General features: G+C 67.8%; 16 protein-coding genes, 2 tRNA genes and 1 other RNA gene. 7 read left to right on the top strand and 12 right to left on the bottom strand.

Translation table 11 applies throughout. The annotated features are described in order from the left end of the window. The first annotated feature begins 19 nt into the window (after positions 1–19). From R3E10_07705 to R3E10_07695, 3 genes are all read left to right on the top strand, one after another. Entirely contained in the window at positions 20–547 is a 528-nt protein-coding gene (locus R3E10_07705) for a GTPase domain-containing protein (GenBank protein ID MEZ4415623.1), read from the top strand. 66 nt (positions 548–613) lie between these two features. Beyond that, a complete protein-coding gene (locus tag R3E10_07700; protein MEZ4415622.1) occupies positions 614–1,165 on the top strand; it encodes an RNA polymerase sigma factor in 552 nt (183 codons plus the stop codon). Beyond that, a complete protein-coding gene (locus R3E10_07695; GenBank protein MEZ4415621.1) occupies positions 1,158–1,442 on the top strand; it encodes a zf-HC2 domain-containing protein in 285 nt (94 codons plus the stop codon). The genes R3E10_07700 and R3E10_07695 overlap by 8 nt, the downstream gene beginning before the upstream one ends. A 19-nt stretch (positions 1,443–1,461) precedes the next feature. Here the strand turns inward: R3E10_07695 and R3E10_07690 are convergent, their stop codons facing one another. The 3 genes from R3E10_07690 to R3E10_07680 are packed head-to-tail and all read right to left on the bottom strand — an operon-like array spanning position 1,462 to position 5,224. Then, on the bottom strand, positions 1,462–2,859 hold the full coding sequence (locus R3E10_07690; GenBank protein MEZ4415620.1) for an FAD-dependent oxidoreductase: 1,398 nt from the start codon (positions 2,857–2,859) through the stop codon (positions 1,462–1,464). Further along, on the bottom strand, positions 2,856–3,605 hold the full coding sequence (locus R3E10_07685; GenBank protein MEZ4415619.1) for a glycosyltransferase family 2 protein: 750 nt from the start codon (positions 3,603–3,605) through the stop codon (positions 2,856–2,858). The genes R3E10_07690 and R3E10_07685 overlap by 4 nt, the downstream gene beginning before the upstream one ends. Continuing rightward, positions 3,602–5,224, bottom strand: a complete 1,623-nt coding sequence (locus R3E10_07680; GenBank protein ID MEZ4415618.1) for a hypothetical protein — start codon at positions 5,222–5,224, stop codon at positions 3,602–3,604. Before R3E10_07680 ends, R3E10_07685 begins: the two co-directional genes overlap by 4 nt. Positions 5,225–5,493: 269 nt before the next feature. On the opposite strand from R3E10_07680, the gene R3E10_07675 reads away from it, so the two are divergent. Next, positions 5,494–5,567: transfer RNA gene (locus R3E10_07675), tRNA-Lys, on the top strand. A 192-nt stretch (positions 5,568–5,759) separates the two neighbouring features. On the opposite strand, the gene R3E10_07670 is transcribed toward R3E10_07675, so the two are convergent. The 6 genes from R3E10_07670 to R3E10_07645 form a co-directional block, all read right to left on the bottom strand. Further along, the gene (locus R3E10_07670) at positions 5,760–7,202 is read right to left on the bottom strand and encodes a hypothetical protein (protein ID MEZ4415617.1); all 1,443 of its coding nucleotides are present in this window, start codon (positions 7,200–7,202) and stop codon (positions 5,760–5,762) included. A 240-nt stretch (positions 7,203–7,442) separates the two neighbouring features. Next, positions 7,443–8,225: a VOC family protein gene (locus R3E10_07665; GenBank protein ID MEZ4415616.1), complete on the bottom strand. Its 783-nt coding sequence runs from the start codon at positions 8,223–8,225 to the stop codon at positions 7,443–7,445. Positions 8,226–8,300: 75 nt separating this feature from the next. Further along, positions 8,301–8,798, bottom strand: a complete 498-nt coding sequence (locus R3E10_07660; protein MEZ4415615.1) for a DinB family protein — start codon at positions 8,796–8,798, stop codon at positions 8,301–8,303. Beyond that, positions 8,795–9,268, bottom strand: coding sequence for a MarR family transcriptional regulator (locus R3E10_07655; protein MEZ4415614.1), 474 nt, complete (start codon positions 9,266–9,268; stop codon positions 8,795–8,797). Before R3E10_07655 ends, R3E10_07660 begins: the two co-directional genes overlap by 4 nt. 73 nt (positions 9,269–9,341) lie before the next feature. After that, on the bottom strand, positions 9,342–10,697 hold the full coding sequence (locus R3E10_07650) for an amino acid permease (protein ID MEZ4415613.1): 1,356 nt from the start codon (positions 10,695–10,697) through the stop codon (positions 9,342–9,344). A gap of 167 nt (positions 10,698–10,864) precedes the next feature. Then, positions 10,865–11,788, bottom strand: a complete 924-nt coding sequence (locus R3E10_07645) for a leishmanolysin-related zinc metalloendopeptidase (GenBank protein ID MEZ4415612.1) — start codon at positions 11,786–11,788, stop codon at positions 10,865–10,867. 272 nt (positions 11,789–12,060) lie between these two features. Between R3E10_07645 and rnpB the strand changes: the two genes are divergently transcribed. Together rnpB and R3E10_07635 are read left to right on the top strand one after the other, a co-directional pair. Next, positions 12,061–12,454, top strand: an RNA gene (gene rnpB, locus R3E10_07640) — RNase P RNA component class A. A gap of 16 nt (positions 12,455–12,470) precedes the next feature. Further along, a tRNA-Arg gene (locus R3E10_07635) sits at positions 12,471–12,544 on the top strand. A 566-nt stretch (positions 12,545–13,110) separates the two neighbouring features. Here R3E10_07635 and R3E10_07630 read toward each other — a convergent pair. Both R3E10_07630 and R3E10_07625 read right to left on the bottom strand, forming a co-directional pair. Then, complete coding sequence (locus R3E10_07630; protein MEZ4415611.1) at positions 13,111–14,181, bottom strand: hypothetical protein; 1,071 nt, start codon at positions 14,179–14,181, stop codon at positions 13,111–13,113. A gap of 51 nt (positions 14,182–14,232) precedes the next feature. Further along, entirely contained in the window at positions 14,233–15,285 is a 1,053-nt protein-coding gene (locus tag R3E10_07625; protein MEZ4415610.1) for a hypothetical protein, read from the bottom strand. 358 nt (positions 15,286–15,643) lie between these two features. Here R3E10_07625 and R3E10_07620 point away from each other — a divergent pair, with 358 nt between their 5' ends. Further along, complete coding sequence (locus tag R3E10_07620) at positions 15,644–18,010, top strand: hypothetical protein (protein MEZ4415609.1); 2,367 nt, start codon at positions 15,644–15,646, stop codon at positions 18,008–18,010. A gap of 95 nt (positions 18,011–18,105) precedes the next feature. Here R3E10_07620 and R3E10_07615 read toward each other — a convergent pair whose 3' ends face one another. Continuing rightward, positions 18,106–18,894 (bottom strand): VOC family protein, encoded by a 789-nt coding sequence (locus R3E10_07615; GenBank protein MEZ4415608.1) that lies wholly within the window; start codon positions 18,892–18,894, stop codon positions 18,106–18,108. Positions 18,895–18,990 lie beyond the last annotated feature (96 nt).

Here is an 18,990-nt window from a genome sequence, read left to right as displayed (position 1 = left end):
CCTCGAGGCTGACAGCCGTATGGTGATTCGCAAGGTCTGCCTGGTCGGCGAGCCGGGCGCGGGCAAGACCTCTTTGATCCAGGCCTGGGTGGGCCCCGACGCCGTGCCCATGGCGTCTCCCCACCCCGACGTGCGCGTGCATCGCAAGGTTGCGCGTGCTCAGGGCAGCGAGGTCTCCCTCGTTCTCATTGACCTCTCCCGCCGCGCGGCGGGTGAGACGTATCCGCCGGAGTTCCTGCGAGGATGTGCAGGCTACGTATTGGTGGTCGACGCGAGCAGACCACCGAGCACGGACTCGGCGCTTTGGCTGCGGACACGCATCGAAGCGGCGTCCGGAGCGCTCCCTTTCGTTGTGGCGGCCAACAAGCAGGATCTCGTGAGCGGCGGTGCGTACGACTCCGGCGCCCTCGTTCCGTTGGCGGGGGATCCGGAGTGGGTCGTTCCCACCAGCGCGCGCACCGGTGAGGGCGTCCCAACGGTCTTCGACCGACTGGCGCTGCGCATCCTTCGGCCGGCCGCCCCCTTGCTTCGCGCCCGACTGGTCTGAATCCTCCCGGGCGGGTCCTGGCTCTATCGAATAGGAGCTGGACCGATCCCACGAGCCAGGACAGTCGTGAGCCGGGACGATCACGAGCTCCTCGACCGTAGCGCAGACGGCGACCGGGCCGCCTTCGAGAGCTTCGTATCCAGCCACGCGGACGCGGTGTTCCGCTTTCTGCGCGTGCACACGGAGAGCGAAGCGGATGCGGAGGATGCCCTTCAGGAGGTGTTCATGGCGGCCTGGCGGGGTGCGGCGGGCTTCAGGGGCGGGTCGGGGCGCGCCTGGGTGCTGACCATCGCTCGCAATGCCGCGCACCGACTCTATCGTCGACGCGTGGGCGAGCCCGCCCACTTCGTAGACCTCGAGTCGACGGAGGTCCTCGGGCTCCAAGCCGGCTGGGGGCAGCCCGACGGTGGGCAGGAAGACGACGTCGACGTGTTGCGGCGGGCGTTCGAGCGGTTGAGCTCCGAGGATCGGGAGATCCTGGCGCTACGCGAGTTGGAGGGATTCTCCGGAGAGGAGACGGCCGACGTGCTCGGATTGTCCTTGGCCGCCATGAAGAGCCGGTTGCACAGGGCGCGGCTGCGGCTCACCGCCGCCGTGCGGGAGGCGGGTGATGACTGAGCCAACCAGTGGAGCGGGGCTCGACCGCGAGGTCGCGGGGCTCTCTTGCCGGGACGTCCTCGACGGGCTCTCCGAGTATCTGGACGGGGCACTGGAGCCGGGGGAGCGGGCGCGTGTGGAGGCGCACCTGCGAGGGTGCGATCATTGCGAGCGCTTCGGCGGCCGCGTGGCGGCTGTCATCGCTACCCTGCGGCGGAGTCTGGAGCCCGTCCCGCTCAGTGCCGAGCAGCGTGAGGCGTTGACGCGTAGGCTGCGGAGCTCGGGAGCGATTCCCTAAGCCGGTTCAGCGACCTGCGCTAGACGCGCGCCTCCACCGGATCCAGCCAGTCGCGCATGTCACCGTGGAAGGTGTACTCGGTCGTACCTTCCAGGATTCGTCCGACGGCCTCCACGCCCTGCATGAGCGAGTGATCCTGGTTGGAGACCTCGTACTTCCAGGCGCCGAAGCGTCCACGGCTCAGGATACCGTGCTCGCTGAGGGCCGCCTCGATCGGTGCGAGGACCTCGTCCCGGCCCAACCACGGCGTAGGGTAGCCGTGCTCCATCCGACGGTGCCAGGTGCTCACGATGCGCTCATCGGGACGGATCAGGCGGCTGGCACGGAATCCGTCGATGACGTCCTGCACGACGCGGCTGCTGTCGACCGGCTTGGCGGGCGACTCGCTCACCTCGGCCATGAGCGACCACTGCTGGCCGGGGCGAGGGACATTGTGCGGCGAGTAGTTGCTGAACACCGTGACCCGGTAGAAGGGGGAGGAGTCTTCCGGGAAGTACATCCAGCACTTGGTCCGGAGCTCGTCCGGCACCGGGCCGTCGAAGCCCACGCCCACGATGTGGCTGGAGGAGTGGACGAAGCGTCGTGCCTCAGGCGCCAAAGCTTCACCACCCTTCAGGATGCCCAGCAGAAGGTCGAGCGGCATGGTGCTCACGAGGTGGTCGTAGGCCACCCGCTCGCCGCTCTCCAGGGTCAGACGGCGCTCATGCAGATCGACGGAGATCACGCGACGTCCCAGCTGCAGGCGTTCCTGCGGAAGCTGCGCCGCGACCGCGCGCCAGATGGCGCCGGTTCCGCCGTGAAGCGGAAAGCGGAAGGTGGAGTTGGGGCCCCAGCCCACGTCGTCGCTGCCCAGCACCACGTTCCGCACCACGCGCTTCAGGTCCACCGGTGCCACGCGCTCACCCATCCACCCCACGTCCATGGTGGCCGGCGGATAGGCCCACACCTTGAAGTTGTAGGGGAACATGAACACGTCGCACAGCCCCTGACCGAACTGGCCGAGCAACCACTGGTCGAAGGAGGCGGGGCGCTCGCGCTCGCGCCCTTGCAGGTCGATCAGGCCTTCGATGCACGCGATCAGCTCATCGGTGGGCAGGCGCCGGATGTTGTTCTGGAAGGGGTAGGGGAGCCAGCGGTCCCGCATCCAGACCCAGGCCTCGCGCACGTGCTCGACCCACGCATCCCCGAGTGCCCGGTCCATGAGGGCGTCGAAGTAACGATAGTGCGAGAAGAGGACGTGCCCACCGATGTCCCAGGTGAACCCCCGCTCATCGACGAACGAGGAGGAGAGCCCGCCCGCGTGCGGGAAGGCGTCGAACAGCGCCCAGTCGCGGTGGCCGAGCTCCTCCATGCGCGTGGCGGCCCCGAGACCGGTCGGGCCGCCACCGATGATGGCTACGAAGGGTGAGCTGCTCATCCGGCGACCTGTGACTCGGGAAGGGGAGCCCGGCGTGGCGCCGCCCGGAGCGCGCCGCGAAAGGCAAGGAGCTGTCGGAAGGCCCGGGCCGAGAACTTGATCAGCTTCCAGCGCTTGATCGACACCTCACCCGTTTCGCGTTCCTTGTGCGTGACATCCACCTCCCGGACCCTGAGACCCGCGCGACGGACGTAGACCGCCAGGAAGAGCGACGGGGCGAGCGTATCGTCCGGGATGAGCGGGCGGGCGGCGTCCCAGATCTCCTTGCGGAAGACCTTGAAGGGCACATTGGCGTCGTACATCGAGACACCGAAGAGGGCGCGCAGCGCCTGGCGGATCACGGCGGTCAACCACAGACGCACGCGGGGGTCGTTGCGGCGGCGACGGACGCCGAACGCGGCGTCTGCACCGTTCTGCACCGCATTCCACAGCGCCGCGAAGTCCTCCAGCGGGATCTGCCGGTCCGAATCGATCAGGAAGGCCCACTCCCCGGACGCACGTCCGAGTCCGGCGATCAACGCCGACCCGTGGCCGCCATTGGGCTTGTGCAGCACCTGCACACGGGGGTCGCTGGCGGCAAGCTCGTCCAGCAAGGGGCCGGTGCCGTCCTTCGAGCCGTCGTTGACCACGAGGAGCTCGGCACCCGCCACCTTGTCGAGCACGTGGGTCTGTACGTCCGCGACCGCGTCGCGGATGGCCTCTTCTTCATTGTAGGCGGGCATCACCACCGTGAGGATGGGATTCACCGGGCCTCCTCGTTCACCGTGTAGATCTCCAGGTAGGCGCCCTCGCCGCTCCGGGGCTCCAGATGCAGGCCCGGGGCCAGAGCCGCCAGCACGTCCGACTGTGGGAAGCCGGCCTGCGGGCCGAGCAGCCACACCTCGTCCCCTGGGCCGACCGGGAGTGGGTGTGGTAGCTGTCGCGTGGCCGGGCCGAACCACAGGACACGGATGTCGGTTCGCCCGAGCCGGTAGGTCAGTCCCTTGAGGATGTCACCCTGCAGGTCGCCCTCCGTCAGGTGTGCGCCTGCTTGGGGGAGGTGGTAGACCACCGCGTGGCCGTTCCAGTCGTGGAAGAACAGCACCACCCGGCCGGGGCCCTCTCCCCGGGACACGGGTTCCAGGCGCGCCCCCAGCTCGGTGGCCAGCTCGGACCCCACGCCGAACCCCGGCCCGCGTAGCGAGCGCCCGAAGACGCCGCTCTGCAGATAGGCCTGGTACAGCAGAGCGCCCGTGTACATGGCGCTGTCGTGCGTGCCATAGGACGGCGCCCGCAGGCGCGCCGAGAAGGGTCGCGCTTCGAAGCGGCCCAACCCGAGGACCAGATGCAGGAACCCGAGCGCCAGCACCAGGCTCCAGGCCAGGTTCCGCCGGGGTCGCGGTGCCAGGGCCACGGCGCCCTGCATCCCGAGCCCGACCAGGATGCCGAGCGGGAAGACCGCCTGCAGGAAATAGCGCGTGGTGGTGGTGGTCGGGAAATAGAACAGGAACAGCGGGAGCACACCGGCCAGGAGCGGCGCCACCACACGCTTGTGTTCCGAGAGCCCCTCGCGCAGCCCCAACACCGCGAACGCCAGCGCCAGCGGAGAGACGGCCCACACCAGGTGCTCGAAGAAGAGCGTCTGATTGTCGTCTTCGAAGTGCGAAGTCACCTGCGCGAACATGCCCCGCAGCGAGGGGTCCAGCGCGAACAACAACGCGTAGAGCGCCACGCCGCCAGCGGCGGCCGCCGCAAGCACCAGCGCCGCTCGCTTGAGCGAGCCCGTCGCCTGCCAGACGAGCACCGCGATCATGGGCGCGACCAGGGCGGCGTCGGCGCGCACGAGCACGCCCCCGGAATAGAGGACCAGACCCAGCAGCAGGCGTGAGCCCGCGCTCGCATTGGAAAGCACCGTGACGGCGGCCACGACCAGCGCCGTGGACACCGTGGCCGCGTTGCCGTACTGGCTCGCCACCCAGAGTGCAGGGTTGGCGAACAGCACCGCAGCGATCAGGACCCGGGTGGAGGGCTCGAGTTGACGCCGGAAGGCGCGAAGCCCGCTGGCAGGGATGGCCGCTCCGGCGACGGCAGAGACCACGACCATCACGCCGTGGATGCCGTCGATGCCCCCCGCCAGCCTGGCGATGCCCTGCAGCAGCCGGTAGTAGCCCAGCTGCGGCCCGTAGCGATACAGGGGGCCGCCGTCCCCATTGAGCAGGGCCGCGACACCGCCTGCGATGGAGATTTCATCTCCCTCGTAGAAATACCCGAAATTCCCGGCCAGCAGGCGAGCCACCACCAGGGCGCCAAATGCGGTCAGGGCGCCCAGTGGGCTCGTCAGCCAAGCGAGGAAACCGGGGCTGGGCTCGGAGACCGGCTCGTGCATACGAGTGGGGTTCGGGGGTCTTTGACCCCGGGGGTCGTGCAAGAGGGAGGCCCGGGGCCGGACCGCGGCTGCGGGGCCGGGAATGGCGGTAGTCTAGGCGGAAAGGGCGCGGGGGCGCCAATGCGCGCGCCGTGCGCGCCCCACACCTGATGCCTGGGTCCCTCACCCCGATCGAACCAGCGCGGGGGGGTGGCCCTTGCCCCCGTGCCGGCGCGAGGGTTGACCTCCGCCCGTCAACGGGTAGGTTTTCGACCTTCAATGGAAGGGCCGCGCCGCTAGCTCAACTGGCTAGAGCAACTGACTCTTAATCAGTAGGTTCGGGGTTCGAGTCCCTGGCGGCGCACTGGAGCGGCTTCTGCGCATGGCGTGGGAGCCGCTCTTTCGTTGAAGCAGCCGGAGGGAACGATGGGAGGAACGGGCTCGTGAGCGTACGCCTTCCAGCGCGATCCCACGCGACTCGGCTCGCGTCGATGGAGGGCGAAGGCGCAGCGTGTGCGGGGGCCTCTCGACCCCCGCACCGCCCCACTCGCAAAGGCTAGTTCAACTTCATCAGCAGGATCTGACCATCCTCGACGCACTCGGGGCAATTGGCCACGCTTTCCCCGTGGGCCTGCACGTCGAAGATCCAGGCCCCCGCGCCGAACCACTCTGCCGCCTCGACGATCCCGCTCGTCTCCCAGCAGTTCGGTGCCCCTGGCGAGCAATCGCCACCGACGACCTGCGCAATGCGCGTTCCGACCGGATCGGACAGCTCACCGTCGCCTGCCAGGCGGAGCGTCCAGATGGACGGTGGTCGCGCACCGGCTGAGGCCTCCCACGGACCGTTCGCCGGATCTTCTTGCAGCATCACGGTGCCGTTGCGATCCATGTCACCGTTGTCGGGGGATGCCCAGCCGTTGGCCGGGCCGTCCGAGCGGCCGATCAAGGTAAGACGTGCTCCACCACCGACCGGATCGCGCAGGTCGTTGTAGTCGAGGCGGTAGATCGAGCCCCACGGATCGATGGGCTGACCGGTGTCGGGGTCCGTGATGCTGGAGCGCCCCGTGTCGTAGAAGTAGGCGGTGCCCTGCATACCGGGCCGCTTGTCGTAGAAGCCGTCCTCCAGGCGGATGAAGGGGAAAGCCATCACGTTCAGATCGTCGTTGTAGGCTTCCAGCGCTGCCGGGTCCTGCTCGATCGACTCGGGGACCAGCACCCAGTGGCCCGGGATGCTCTGATTGATCGTCAGGTCGTTGGCGAGAAGTGAGGGATCGTCCGCGGCGAAGACGTACAGCTTTCCCCGACCGCGGATCACCTGATTCGAATTCCGCGCCACGTACATGTACAGCTCCGAGCGGGCGCCTGCCCGACCCACGCCGCTACCACCATTGTCGTCGAAGTTGAGGACGACCACATGGCCGCGGAAACCGGGCACCGAAATCTGGTTCTCGTGGTTGTAGGCGCCGATCCACGGCATCTCGGTGACGGTGCCCTGAGCGTCGATGGCCAGCTGCAAGCCGTCGGTGCCCTCCTCGCCGGTGAAGAAGTATCCACCGGGGAAGCCGTCCCGGGCGTCCACCCATTCGGCGGAGCAAAGCCGACTGTAGCCCTCCGAGCCATCGAGCGTGTACGCGTGGGCCAACACTTCGGCCGTCTTCGTGTCGAACGTGAAGCGGGACACGCGCGCGGCGCCCGAGATCTCGTGGTTCAGGTACATCTCCATGAAGCGGTCGCCGCCCCAGACACCGATGCCGTCCGGAATGCCCACCAGCTGGGCGCCTCCCGGCATGATGTCGCCGGCGGTGGCCAGCGGAGTGAGCAAGCCGGACACGAGCAGCTCGGCCTGTGCCGGCGCCGCCGTGATGAAGCCGGCGTGCTGTGCTGAGGCTTCCAGGAGGGTGGGGGTCGCTTCAGGACCGACGGACTGAGCCGGGTCCTCGCAGGCCGACGCGGCCAACGTCGCAACGGCCAGCAACGACAGCGCGGAATACCGATGCAAGGTGCACCTCCAGCGGTGAAGAGAGACGACGAGTGCGGTTGGTGAACCGCCGCTGAAGGCTATGCGGAGCTCGTGTCGGAGCCACGACGGGTAGCGTGCGCTTTGGTAGGGAAGGAATGACCAACGCGTAACGGGGCGTGTCCGATCCCACGCTAGCGCCCAGAAGGTGAAGATGCCGGCCCGGACGGATCCGGACCGGCATCTTCAACGCCACCCTGTCGGCGGTGGACCGCCGAGCGGTTACGCTTGCGCCGACATGTGCAGCGCAAAGGCTGCACCGGTGGGGTCCATGCACTGTGCGATCTTGTCGCCCCCAGGGACGTCCATGGGGCCGTTCAGGACCTGGCCCCCGTTGGCCTTCACCCGATCGAGGGCGCCGTCGAGATCGCTCACGCGCACATAGTACATCCAGTGGCTGACCGGCACGCCGTCCGGAAGGTTCATCATGCCCCCGATGGGTGCGCCACCCTGGTGGAAGATCTGGTAGACGCCCATGGGACCCATGTCCATGGGCTCACCCTTTTCCCAACCGAACAACGTGGCGTAGAAGTCGAAGGCCTTGCCCCAGTCCTTGGTCATCAGCTCGTGCCAGGACATCTCACCCGGGCGAGGCATCCCGTCGTGACCGGGCATCTCCCCCGCAGGCGTGTAGGCCGCGAAGACGGCGCCGAATGGATCGGCGAGGGTGGCGAAGCGACCCACCTCTGGGATGTCCATCGGTCCGTGCAGCAGCGTTGCGCCCAGCTTCTTGGCCTGCTCCACGGTCTGGTCGACGTCGGGCGTCCCGATGTAGGCGATCCAGTGGGAGGGCGCGCCCATCTTGGCCGCTTCCTCCGGAAGCTGCATGACACCGCCGATGGGACCGTTCTCCGTCATCCACATGTCGTAGGGCATCGGCGCGTTCTGGCTCTGCCACTTCTCCGGCTTCCAGCCGACCACTTTGGTATAGAAGTCCTTGGCGGCACCTGGATCGGTGGTCATCAGGTCGAACCAGAGATGCTTGCCCTTGGCGACTTCGCTCATCTGTCCCCTCCCATCGTCACGTGTGTCGGTTCTGAGCCCTGCGACGCGCCGGGCTCGCTTGCATCAAGGGTCCTGCTAGTTCTGGCCGGGGGCGCGCACCGCGCCCGGATAGCCGGCCACCCGACGAGAAATCGCGAGCTGGCCGGCATGATAGGCCTGGTGGAAGGCCAGCAGCGCCAGCAGCTCCTGCCGCGTCGTCTCGCCCCCGAACGGGTGCGGGATGCCGCCCTGCATGAGTTCCGCATCGCTCTGGCGGGCAATTGCCGCCAGGCAGCGGTCCTTGGACGCAAGGAAGGCGGACCGCATGGTGTCCCAGTCGATGGCGCCCTCCGCCCGCGTGATGGGGTCCTCGCCGGCGCGGGTGAGCTGTTCGCTCTCCCATACGGGGGCCTCTCCCAGGAGTTGCATGGCGGAGTTCTGCACGTGGGTCAGGTGCCCGAGGATCCAGTTGGCGCAGTTGCCACCCGGATCCGGCTGTCGGAGAGAATCGGCGTGGGAGAGCCCCTCCGTGTTGGCGGAGACGACCTGGTAGATCAAACCGAACTGGGATTGGATGAGGTCCTTCGCCGTCATGGGGTCTCCGTGCGGTTGAGGTCGACCTGGGTCAGGTCGGCGATGGCCTGCATCACCGACTTGAAGCCCGCGAAGTCCCGCGCGTCGATGCGTGCGTGGATGCCCTGCTCCAGACCCTCCAACATCTCTCGCAACTCGGTCGCCACCTCGGCACCGGCCGGCGTCACCCGCACCAGGGTGGAGCGACGATCCTCCGGGTTGGGCTCGCGCGTGAGCAGACCCCGCTCCTCGAGGCGGTCCAGCATCCCGGTCAGCGTCGACGGTTTGTATCCAAACACGCGCGTGAGCTGGGAGACCGGGCAGGGTCCGTAGAGAGTCGTGTAGGAAAGCAGATGTCCCTCGCTGGGCTCGACGCCGCGCTCCCTGGAGTCTGTTTCGATGAACTCTCCGATCTGCCGTGTTGCCTTGTGCAGGGGAGAGATGAACTCCAGGGGCTTGGGCTTCTGTTCACGGCTCCGTGACGGTTCCATACGCGCTCGCGATCTCAGGCGTTACGGAATCGTATAACACGGTATCGTATTGTACGAATCCGAATTAAAAAGGTCAAGCCCCATCCTTTGAGACCTTCGCGGGTCGCCCGGTGAGGCGGTAGAGCAGACCACCCGACGCGACGATCGCCAGTCCCAGGCCGGCCTCCTGGGGCCGGTCCACCAGCAGGAACGCGAGCGTCCACAGGGTCAGGGAAAGGTAGACGAGCGGGGTGACCGGATATCCCCAGGTCCGGTAGGGCCGCTCCAGGTCCGGTTGGCGCCAGCGTAGCACGAACACGCCCAGCACCGTGAAGAAGGAGTTCAGCCCCAACGTGAAGCCTGCGAAGACCAGGATGGACTCGAACGACCCCGTGAGGATGAACAGCACGCTCACTGCGCCCTGCGTGGCGATGGCCGCCCAGGGAATCCCGTCGCGGTTGGTCCGCGCCAGGAAGCGAAAGAGGTGATAGTCCTCTCCGATCACCTGCAGCACCCGCGGGCCCGCCAGCACCATCGCACTGACGGTGGAGACGAGGAGCGCGGCCAGCACCAAACCCATGATCTCGCCGCCTCGCGCTCCGAAGGTGTGCGTGGCGGCTACGTAGCCTACTTCCAGCTTGCCCACCAGATCCGCTTGGGGGGCTGCGTAGAGGAAAGCGTGGTTGAGCGCCACATAGAGCACGAGCACCAGCCCCGTGCCCAAGCCCAGGATCCAGGGCAACGTGCGCTGCGGCCGTTCCAGCTCGCTGGTGAGGTAGGTGGCTGCGTTCCATCCGGTGTAGGCGTAGGAGACATAGATGAGCGACACGGCGAACGCACCGCTGGTCAGCGCTGACAGCCCCGCCGCGTCAGGCAGCAGCGGCACGGGTTGGGGGGACGGAGTCAACGTCCAGGCTGCCACGCAGAAGGTCAGGATCAGCAACACCTTGAACGTGGTGAACACGCTCTGGACGGTGCTCGAGTTCCGCCGCGTGGAGGCGTGCACCACGGTGAAGATCACCACCAGGGCGCTCGCCAGCAGCGCGGCGTTCGCGGCCGGAACGACGGACCGCACGTAGGTGCCGAAGGTGATGGCGGCCAGCGCCGTGGGTGCGGCGAAGCCGATGCTGGCCGACACCCACCCGGAGATGAACCCGGCGGCCGGATGGTAGATGCGACCCAGAAACGTGTATTCGCCGCCGGACCGGGGCAGGGCGGCCCCGAGCTCGGCGTAGGTGAGCGCTCCGCAGAAGGCGGCCACACCCCCCACCACCCACAGCATCAGCAGCGCGAACGGGGAGGTGATGTCGAGGAGTTGGAATCCCAGGCTCGTGAAGACACCCGTACCGATCATGTTGGCCACCACGACCGACAGGGCGGCGTAGGGGCCGAACCGGGTCGGAGGGCCGGGCGGCCTCGGACCCTGTACCGGCTGGGATGGCTCAGACATGCGTGGACCCTACCGTGGCGCGTGGAGGTCTGCGGCGCGGAGGTTAGGGCCTGGGGGCGGATTCGGCACCTCCTGGGGCTGCAACGCCCAGGCAGGAACCTGCGGGGGTGCTGGGCCGGCACCCGCTCGGGGTTGGAGCGAGGGCCGAGGTGGGGAGGCGCTCGCGACTAGAAGCGGCTCAACCGTGGAGGGGGTGCCGGGACCTCCTCGATCGTGAACCCGGTGAGCACCTGCGAGCCGGCCGCCGTCGCGCTGAAGGGATCGGCTGCGCTGTAGTCCACCACGTAGCCGAGGTCTTCCAGGGCACCCACGGTCACGCGGCTCAACGGATTACGCGTGTGGTGGTTGATCCAGCCGGTCATGATCTCGGCCCCCAACGCCGCCTCGCGCCAGTGCACGTCCCGCGTGGCGATGCTCCCTGAATTCTCGAGCGGCACGGGGCCCTCGGCGCCGCCAGCGGCGCGGTACTCTGCGATGGCATGCGCCCCGGTGTGCACCGGGTTGGCGCTGCCGGCGCCGCTGAGCTGGCCGAGGCCTTCCCAAAGCGGTCCCAGTCCGAGCACGTGTCCGATCTCGTGCAACAGCACGCCGGACAACTCGTCCGCCGCGGCCAGTCGCGCCACGTCATCCGAGTCCACCCGCACGATACCGAGGATGGGAAGACGGGATCCACGACGGAGCATGCACGGTCCCGCCGATGCCAGCGCTCCGCCCGGCCCGTCGATGCGATTCACCTCGACGAAGATCAGCAGGTCGTCCACGCGCCGGGAGATCGCCTCGTGCGGCACGTTGCAGAGCCCCGCCGGCACGTCCACCTGCTCGTCCGGCAAGTCTCCGCGAACAACGCTCCGCCACCGTGTCGTCGCCTCCGAGAGCGCGCGCTCCACGGATGGGGGGAGCGGGGACACGCCCGTGGTGACGATGTCGAACCCGCCCGCGGCCGCCACGGTCTGCGGAAGCTCAGGTCCTGTCTGCGATGCGGGGCCGACCACGGTGACGGTATCACATCCCGCCAGCACGAGCGCAGCAGCCAGAAACGCACGCGCGTGCGTGATGCTGCGAAGCCCGGAACGAGACGGGAGGAAACGCACAGCGAACACCGAAGTCGAGGTTGATGCAACGCCGACACACCGCGTGTTCGGCTGGATGGGGCAGGTGCAGAGGGGGTGCCAAGCGCCGGTTGTGTGGAGGAGGTCCCACATGCGTCCGCTGGAGGGCCGGCGGCCGCCCGAGCCCCCGGGACTGGCCGAGCCGCTGCACGGCCCGGCCTGGTAACGCTTTACCACCGCCCGCAGGGCCGTTAAGGTTGAGGTCTGCCACGCAGCCACTCGGGGCCGGTTCCGGACTCGGGGGAACGCATGGGAGCGCAGGAGTGGGGACCGCCGGAGCGCTTGCCGCCACCGGAGGAAAGTCCGAGCTCCGCAGGGCAGGGTGCCGGGTAACGCCCGGGCGTCGTGAGACGACGGAAAGTGCAGCAGAGAGCAGACCGCCGATGGCCCCGCAAGGGGCACAGGTAAGGGTGAAAGGGTGCGGTAAGAGCGCACCGGGCCTCCGGTAACGGAGGTCGCACGGCAAACCCCACCCGGAGCAAGGCCAAATAGGGGACGAGAGGCGGCCCGCCTCGTCATCAGTCCCGGGTAGGCCGCACCGAGGTCGGCAGTGATGCCGGCCCCAGAGAAATGGTTTCCACGCGACGCGTGATCGCCGCGAGGCGAGCGCACGGAGCGGACAGAACTCGGCTTATTCCTGCGCCACCCCGCGTGCGTGCATGAAGCGCCCGTAGCTCAGTTGGATAGAGCGTCGGCCTCCGGAGCCGAAGGTCACAGGTTCGAATCCTGTCGGGCGCATGAAGAGAGCCCGGGGTCCCGCAGGGGCCCTGGGCTCTCTTCTTGTGTTTGCCGGTGAGATTCTGACCTCCGGTTCGAACGCCCGGGCCCGAGGTGGTGACGACGAGCACGAGAGGTCATCCCGGGCAGAGCGAGCACGGGCGCAGCCCGCGCGCAGCTCAATCCTGTCGGGCGCTTGTGTCCGCCGGTGAGATTCTGACCTCCGGTTCGAACGCCCGGGCCAAGGGTGCTGACGAGGAGCACGAGAGGTCATCCCGGGCAGAGCGAGCACGGGCGCAGCCCGCGCGCAGCTCAATCCTGTCGGGCTTGTGTCCGCCGGTAGAAGGCGACCCTCCGGTTCGAGCCGATGCGTCGGAGTGTCGGTCGAAGAGCAGAGGCGGTTGCACGCGAGGCGAGCGAGCACGGGCGCAGCCCGCGCGCAGCTCACCGCTCGGATCGTGCCGTCGAACGAGGGGCCGTGCGGACGGACCGGGCAGACGGAGCGCAGCGACGTCAATCCTGTCGGGCGCATGGGTCGGATGCACCCTCCCGGTCGCACGGGAAGCCCAGCATCCAGCCAGCCCCGCTCAGAAACTGAACTGGACGCCGAGGTTAAGCACCCGAGTGGATCCGCCCTCCGGCTCCCCCGATCCCGATGCGACCAAAAGGTTACCGCGCACTCGGCCCAGAGACCCTTTCAGTACCATCTCAGGAGACACCCAGAACGCAAGGCCGAACGCGTCCTCCGTATGCTCGTCTGGAGACTCCGTGGAGTCTCCATTCGCGGTCGAGCGCACGCGTCCGAGCGTGCCGGACGCCTGGAGGCGGCGAGTCAGGAATACGGCAGCTTCGACATAGCTCTCCCATGCGGAGATGCCCTCGGTGGCCCACGAACGGAATGCCTCGCTTCGCACCCAGACCCGCTCACCCACGTAGCTCAGGTGCGCTCCCAAGACGGCGTCCCGCTCCGACGACGCTTCCGCAGTCGGCTCGGAGTGGATTCCCGTGTAGCCCGAGGCGCCGAAGACGAGGCCTGGCAGGGGGGTAGCCGCCACCAGACGCCCGCCGATCACCTCTTTGCCCGTCTCGGGCTCGCCGCCCTCCTCGTCGTCAGCGCCCGCGACGAAGACATCCAGACCACCGACGTAGGCGTCGTAGCTCAGCGCCCAGGAGCCGCCGAGATCGATCCGTCCCCGGGCGCTCACACCGTCGAGTCCCTCGGAGACCAGCCCCACGGCCCCGTACACGGATTGCGGAAGGCTCAGGAAGGGACGGATGGTCCCTACGTCGTACACCTCGTTGTAGATGCCGAAGGGGTGCGGGATGCGACCGGCCCGGAGTCCGAAGTCCGGATCCCACTGCCAGGCGGCGAACGCATAGTCGATCTCGGCTTCGTTACCCTCGGCGGTCCGATTCCAGAAGAGCTGCGCATGGATGCCGACCGAGGGTTGGATATTCGTGCCCAGGTTCAGGGCGAAGTAGGAGTTGCGGAATTCCCCCTCGGGAGTAGCTCCGAGATAGTCATTGCCTCGTGTCCGGCCGTAGCTCCAGTGCCCGAACCCGTGGATGGTCACGGGCTGGAGCTCCTGCGCACCCAGTGCCGAGGACCACGGGGCGGCGAGGCACGCAAAGGCCAGGCAGATCGTCCCTGATCTCATTCTCCTGCGCACGACGATGCCCCGCATCTGGTGGCTCACCCCCCGCCCGACTCACGCCACCTGATCCAACCGTCCCTGTTCCGACCGTTGCGCCACGGCCTCCAGCGTCTCCGGCACCAGTTGCGGCAGCGGTGACTCTTCGCCGGTCCGCACCTGCGACATGGTGACCAGCGTGGACTCGAAGATGCGCACCTTGAGCGAGAAGCCCAGGACGCCGTCCTCCTGTCCACCGATGCCGCCGGCGAACGCCTCCGCGATGCGGCTCAGGAAGCCACCGATCACGCGAAGCGGTGTCGAGGACGGTCCTGCTTCGCCCTGCTCAGGCGCTTCTGCGGACTCGCTGTCCTCCGCACCGACCGGTGCCGGCTCGACTCCAACCGGGTCGTTGGCCGGCTGCGTCGTGACGGGTCCTTCTGTCGGCTCCACAGCAGCCGCGGCCGCGGGGAGCGCTTCGGGAACGTCCGCGCCGGCTGCGACGATCGCCGCTCCTTCCAGCGGAGCCACACCCTCGACGGGCAGCTCACCCTCGACCGGCGCAATCGCCGGCTGGGACGCGAACGAGACGGCTGAATAGGTGAGCTTCTCTTTGACACCTGCGTGGAACATCACCTGCGCCAGCTGCTCGGCGTCGAAGTTCAAAGCGGACGCATCCTCGAAGGCCCCGCTGGTATTGCCCGCGAAGAACTCCTCGGCGAGCGCGGCCGCCTGATCGAAGGTGTCCTGGATGGCGGCCATCTCCTCCGCGCTCAGGTTCCCTTCGATCGTCATCGAGATCTTGGAGTTGCTCTTGGCCGTGAACGTGACGGCGCTGGCCGACGTGGTCCCGTCGTCGAAGTGCGCCTCCTGGAGACCGACGCGCTCCCGGGTCCGGAAGCTGAGGCGTACGAGATCTCCGTCCTGCGTCTGGATGAGCAGCGAAAAGCGCTCCGTGCGTTTGTAGCTGAGGGACGACGCGCCTCCGCTCCACGCAGTGGACGCCCCGCCCTCCGGATCGCGGCATTCCCTGCAGGCAACGCCTGATTCGGAGCCTTCCGGGCCGCGCGTGTATTGCGGCTCGAGGCCGAGCCTCGTCCAAGGCACGGCTGCCCCGCTCTGGATCTCCATGATGTGCTCCCACCCGACGTAGATGCGTGCTACCCCTTCTGGTGAGGATCGGAAGGAGCGACGCCGAGTTGAGCGCGGGGCGACGGGGTCGGAAGCGTACGGCCCCCGGCCGTGCTGCGGACGGCGCCCGACACCACGTCCGTCGTTCTCCCCACAGCGGTCCTCGGAGCGCCGCCGCACTATGCCTGCGGAGTCCCGTGTCGGGAGATCGCCGTCGGTTTCCCGCCCCCCCGCTGTTCTCCTGCACCGCTGTGGCGTGCAGGCTCGCCTCGTGGCCCGAGGCCCCCCGCCGCGCCCGCCTACCGCACCAACCCATCCTTGAAGGGGCGTGTCTGTCGGCCCCGAAGGAGAGCTCACCATGGCCACCAAGAAGGACGACGCCGCTGGACGCGCGTCCGGGAAGACCAGGCTCCGGTTCGAGGGCCTCGCCGCGGGGGAAGAGCGCCCCGAAGTCCAGGTTCGTGCCTACGACCGGGCAGGCAAGGAGATCGCCGCCGTCACGGTCGGCGAAGACGGCACCTTCACTCTTCCAGATGCCGCTCTCAAGAAGGCGCATCGTGTGCGGGTGGGCCCGGTGGGCGATGCAACCCCGGAGTTGAACACTGCGTCGCTGACGTACCGAGCCGCTGACTTCCGTGCCGTCATCGACGCCGGCCTGCTGGACATCGGTCGCAGCGTCTGGGAAGGCTGGTTCCACCTGTGGCGCTGTGTGTCGGGGCGGGTCAGTCGCTGCCGACGTGCGCAGTGGTGGTATGATGCGGTTGCCGTGGAGGCCTGGCGTCCGCTCGCCGATGCTCCGCAGATGCTCCCGCTGGGGGGCCAAGCCCCCCGGTCCCGGGCGCTCGCCTCCGTGGCCCGGGAGGCCACGATGGCCCGCCCACCCGGAGTCCTCGATCTGGACGGCTTGGTGGCGCTGCCGTGGGGCTGCACGCCGATCTGTCTCGGCACGGTGGAAGTGTACCGGCGGGTTTGTTGCTGCAAACCCTGGGTGTTCAAGGATCCTCGGCTCGATCATCTCCTCGAGGAGCTCGAAGAGCTCGTACGCGAGCCTCCCAAGGGGCCGGGTTCTCCCTTCCCGCCCGGTCCGTGGCCGGGTCCTGATCCTGCCCCTTTCAACGCAACCTTCCTCCGGGACGGGGCGTTGGATGAGCGGGCCCTGCACGCGGCCGAGGATCTGATCGCGATCCGGAGACTCCCGGCGGAGCGGATTCCCGAGTACATCACCGCACGTCCCTACCTGCTGTGCCCGAGCTACTCGTGCGGCACCCCCGTCAAGCTCGCGGAGGGGAGCATTGGCCCGGATGGCCGCTTCAACATCTGCTGGTCGGAGTTCCCGGCGGTTCTCGTCTCCGGCTGCCACTACGAGTACGCCTACAAGGTCAAACAACGCATTGGCCCCTTCACCATCACCATCTACGACGGTGTGGCCGCCGGCCAGTGGTTCGGGCAACACGACGACGCGCACCTGAAGTCCTATCATCCCTGGGCCATCGCATGTCGCGACAACGGCGGACCGGGCGATGCCTTCGTGTACCTGGACGTCATCGGGCATACGGGGTCGCATCTGCTGGCCACGCCCGATCAGAAGGCGGCTACCGCAGTGCAGCCGCTCGCTGCCAACAGCGGAGTGGCCTATCCCACCGGCGGCCCGGCTGGAAACGGGAGCCACGATCGCAATTGGGGAGGCACGCTCAAGATGTCCATCATGTTCTCGGAGAGCATGCGAGACATCGGAGCCAAGTACTACCGGGTCAGCGTCAGGGAGGTGAACAGCAACGGCGATCCGGTGGGGAGCGCCGAGTACTACAGTGATGGCCTGTCCTGGCGAAAGGCTGTCTCGACCGGAGGGGGTGGGGTGGACATCGTCCCCGTGTCCCTCGGGCCCACCAGTGCGGGTCCTGTGGGTAGCGTGCAGGACAACCTGTACGAGATTCCCTTCGACGGATCCCTGCCGCTCAACTCGGATTGGGAGGCGGATCAAACCCACGTGAGGCTGGTCACGACGGATCCCGCGAAGGACTGGAGCGAGTCGACCACACCTCCGGTAGCCGGTCAGCCCACCAAGCGGCACCTCGTCACCATCGAGGTCTTCAACGCCGCCGGTGAGCGGCTGCGGCCCAATGGCACCCCGGCGACCGGACTGGGTGGGGTCGAGGTGCAGGCGGCGTTCACGTTCCGCCGGAAGTTCCAGGCCATCGGTCCCACCAACATGGTGCCCTTCGGCGCGCTCAGCCACGTGTTCTGGTGGGACAATCGCGCTGAGGTCGCGTTGATCGAGGACCTGCGCATGAACGGCGTCCTTTCGAACGAGGAGTGCCAGTTCCTGGCTGGGACCTCGACCTCGACGTTCGGCATCGGCTACCGGGCCTACCACCCCTACGAGATGTTCCAGTACTACCACAAGATCTGGTGGAAGCGGGGCTTGAGTGGTGGCAGCGACACCATGCACACGTCCAGTCTGAATGTCGGCGTGCCACCTGCGGCGGCGGGAGCGAGCCCGACCCACACGTTCGGGCACATGCTGGATCATCCCGCGCCGGCCACACCGCCGCTGACCAAGTGCGCCTTCTCGGTCTTCCTGACCACCTACAACAAGCGGACCGATGGGGACGATCTCTGGCACCACTGGGATACGGACAGCGCGGCGTTCGCACTGGACATCGCGCCGGAGTGCCCCCCCTGTGAATGTCAGAATGGAGGTGGAGGGGGTGACTCGAACAACTAGGCGCTGCTCCGCTCCACGCGGAGGTGCGAGTCGATTGTAGGAATGGAGGGGGCTGGTCGAGGCCGGCCCCCTCTTCGCACGTCCGCGCCCTCTCCTCAGCCGTGATCCGTGCTCATGCGGATCACCTCGAAGACCGCGCCTTGCGGGTCCTGCAGCACGGCCATGCGGCTTCCGCCCGGGACGTCGAACGGGGCCCGCAGCACCGTGCCTCCCGCGGCTATCGCGGTCTCTGCGGCACGGTCCACATCGTCGGTCGCGAAGTACACATCCCACGAGGTGGGAAAGTCCCCCATCTCAGGCGTCTGCTTCAGGATCCCGGCCACGGGACGCCCCGCGACGTTGAGCGTGATGTAGGGCGTGGGTAGCCCCATCCGCTCCACGGCGACGCCGAAGACCGTGGCGTAGAACGCGGCCGCTTTCTCGGGCTCTTTGGTGCAGAGCTCGTTCCAGGTCATGGCTCCCGGAACGTCGAAGATCTCAGCGCCATGTTCCGGCGCGGGATGCCACAGCCGCAGGAACCCTCCGACTGGATCCTGGATGATGGCGATGGTGCCGACACCGGGCTCTGTGATGGGTTCCTCCAGCACGGTGCCTCCCGCTGCCTTCACCCGCTCCAGTGTGGCGGCGACGTCATCGACGTGCATGTACGTGCCCCAGTGGGGGGGTACGCCCATGCTGCGGAGGCGCGGATCGAGCTCGTAGAGCCCCGCCACCATTGCACCGTCGAGTCGCTGCACGGAGTAGAGGTTACCGTCCGCGCCGCGCATGCGTTCAGGCGTCCAGCCGAACACCGTGGAGTAGAAGCGCTCAGCCGCATCGAGGTCCGTAGTGGCGCAGTCGGCCCACGTGGGCACGCCCTGCTGCTTGGATCGGATTCCCTCCATGGTTCTCCTCCTCGGCGGTCGAATCGTGCCTGCCAGGATGATCGCAATGATCGCAGAGCTACCGGATTCTCGTGCGTGGAGTCGGGGGCGTCCGTC

The organism is Gemmatimonadota bacterium (assembly GCA_041390105.1).
Taxonomy (GTDB): Bacteria; Gemmatimonadota; Gemmatimonadetes; order Longimicrobiales; family Gaopeijiaceae; genus JAGQIF01.
The sequence above is the reverse complement of the archived record's forward strand: the minus strand, read 5'-3'. Positions and strand labels throughout refer to the sequence as shown.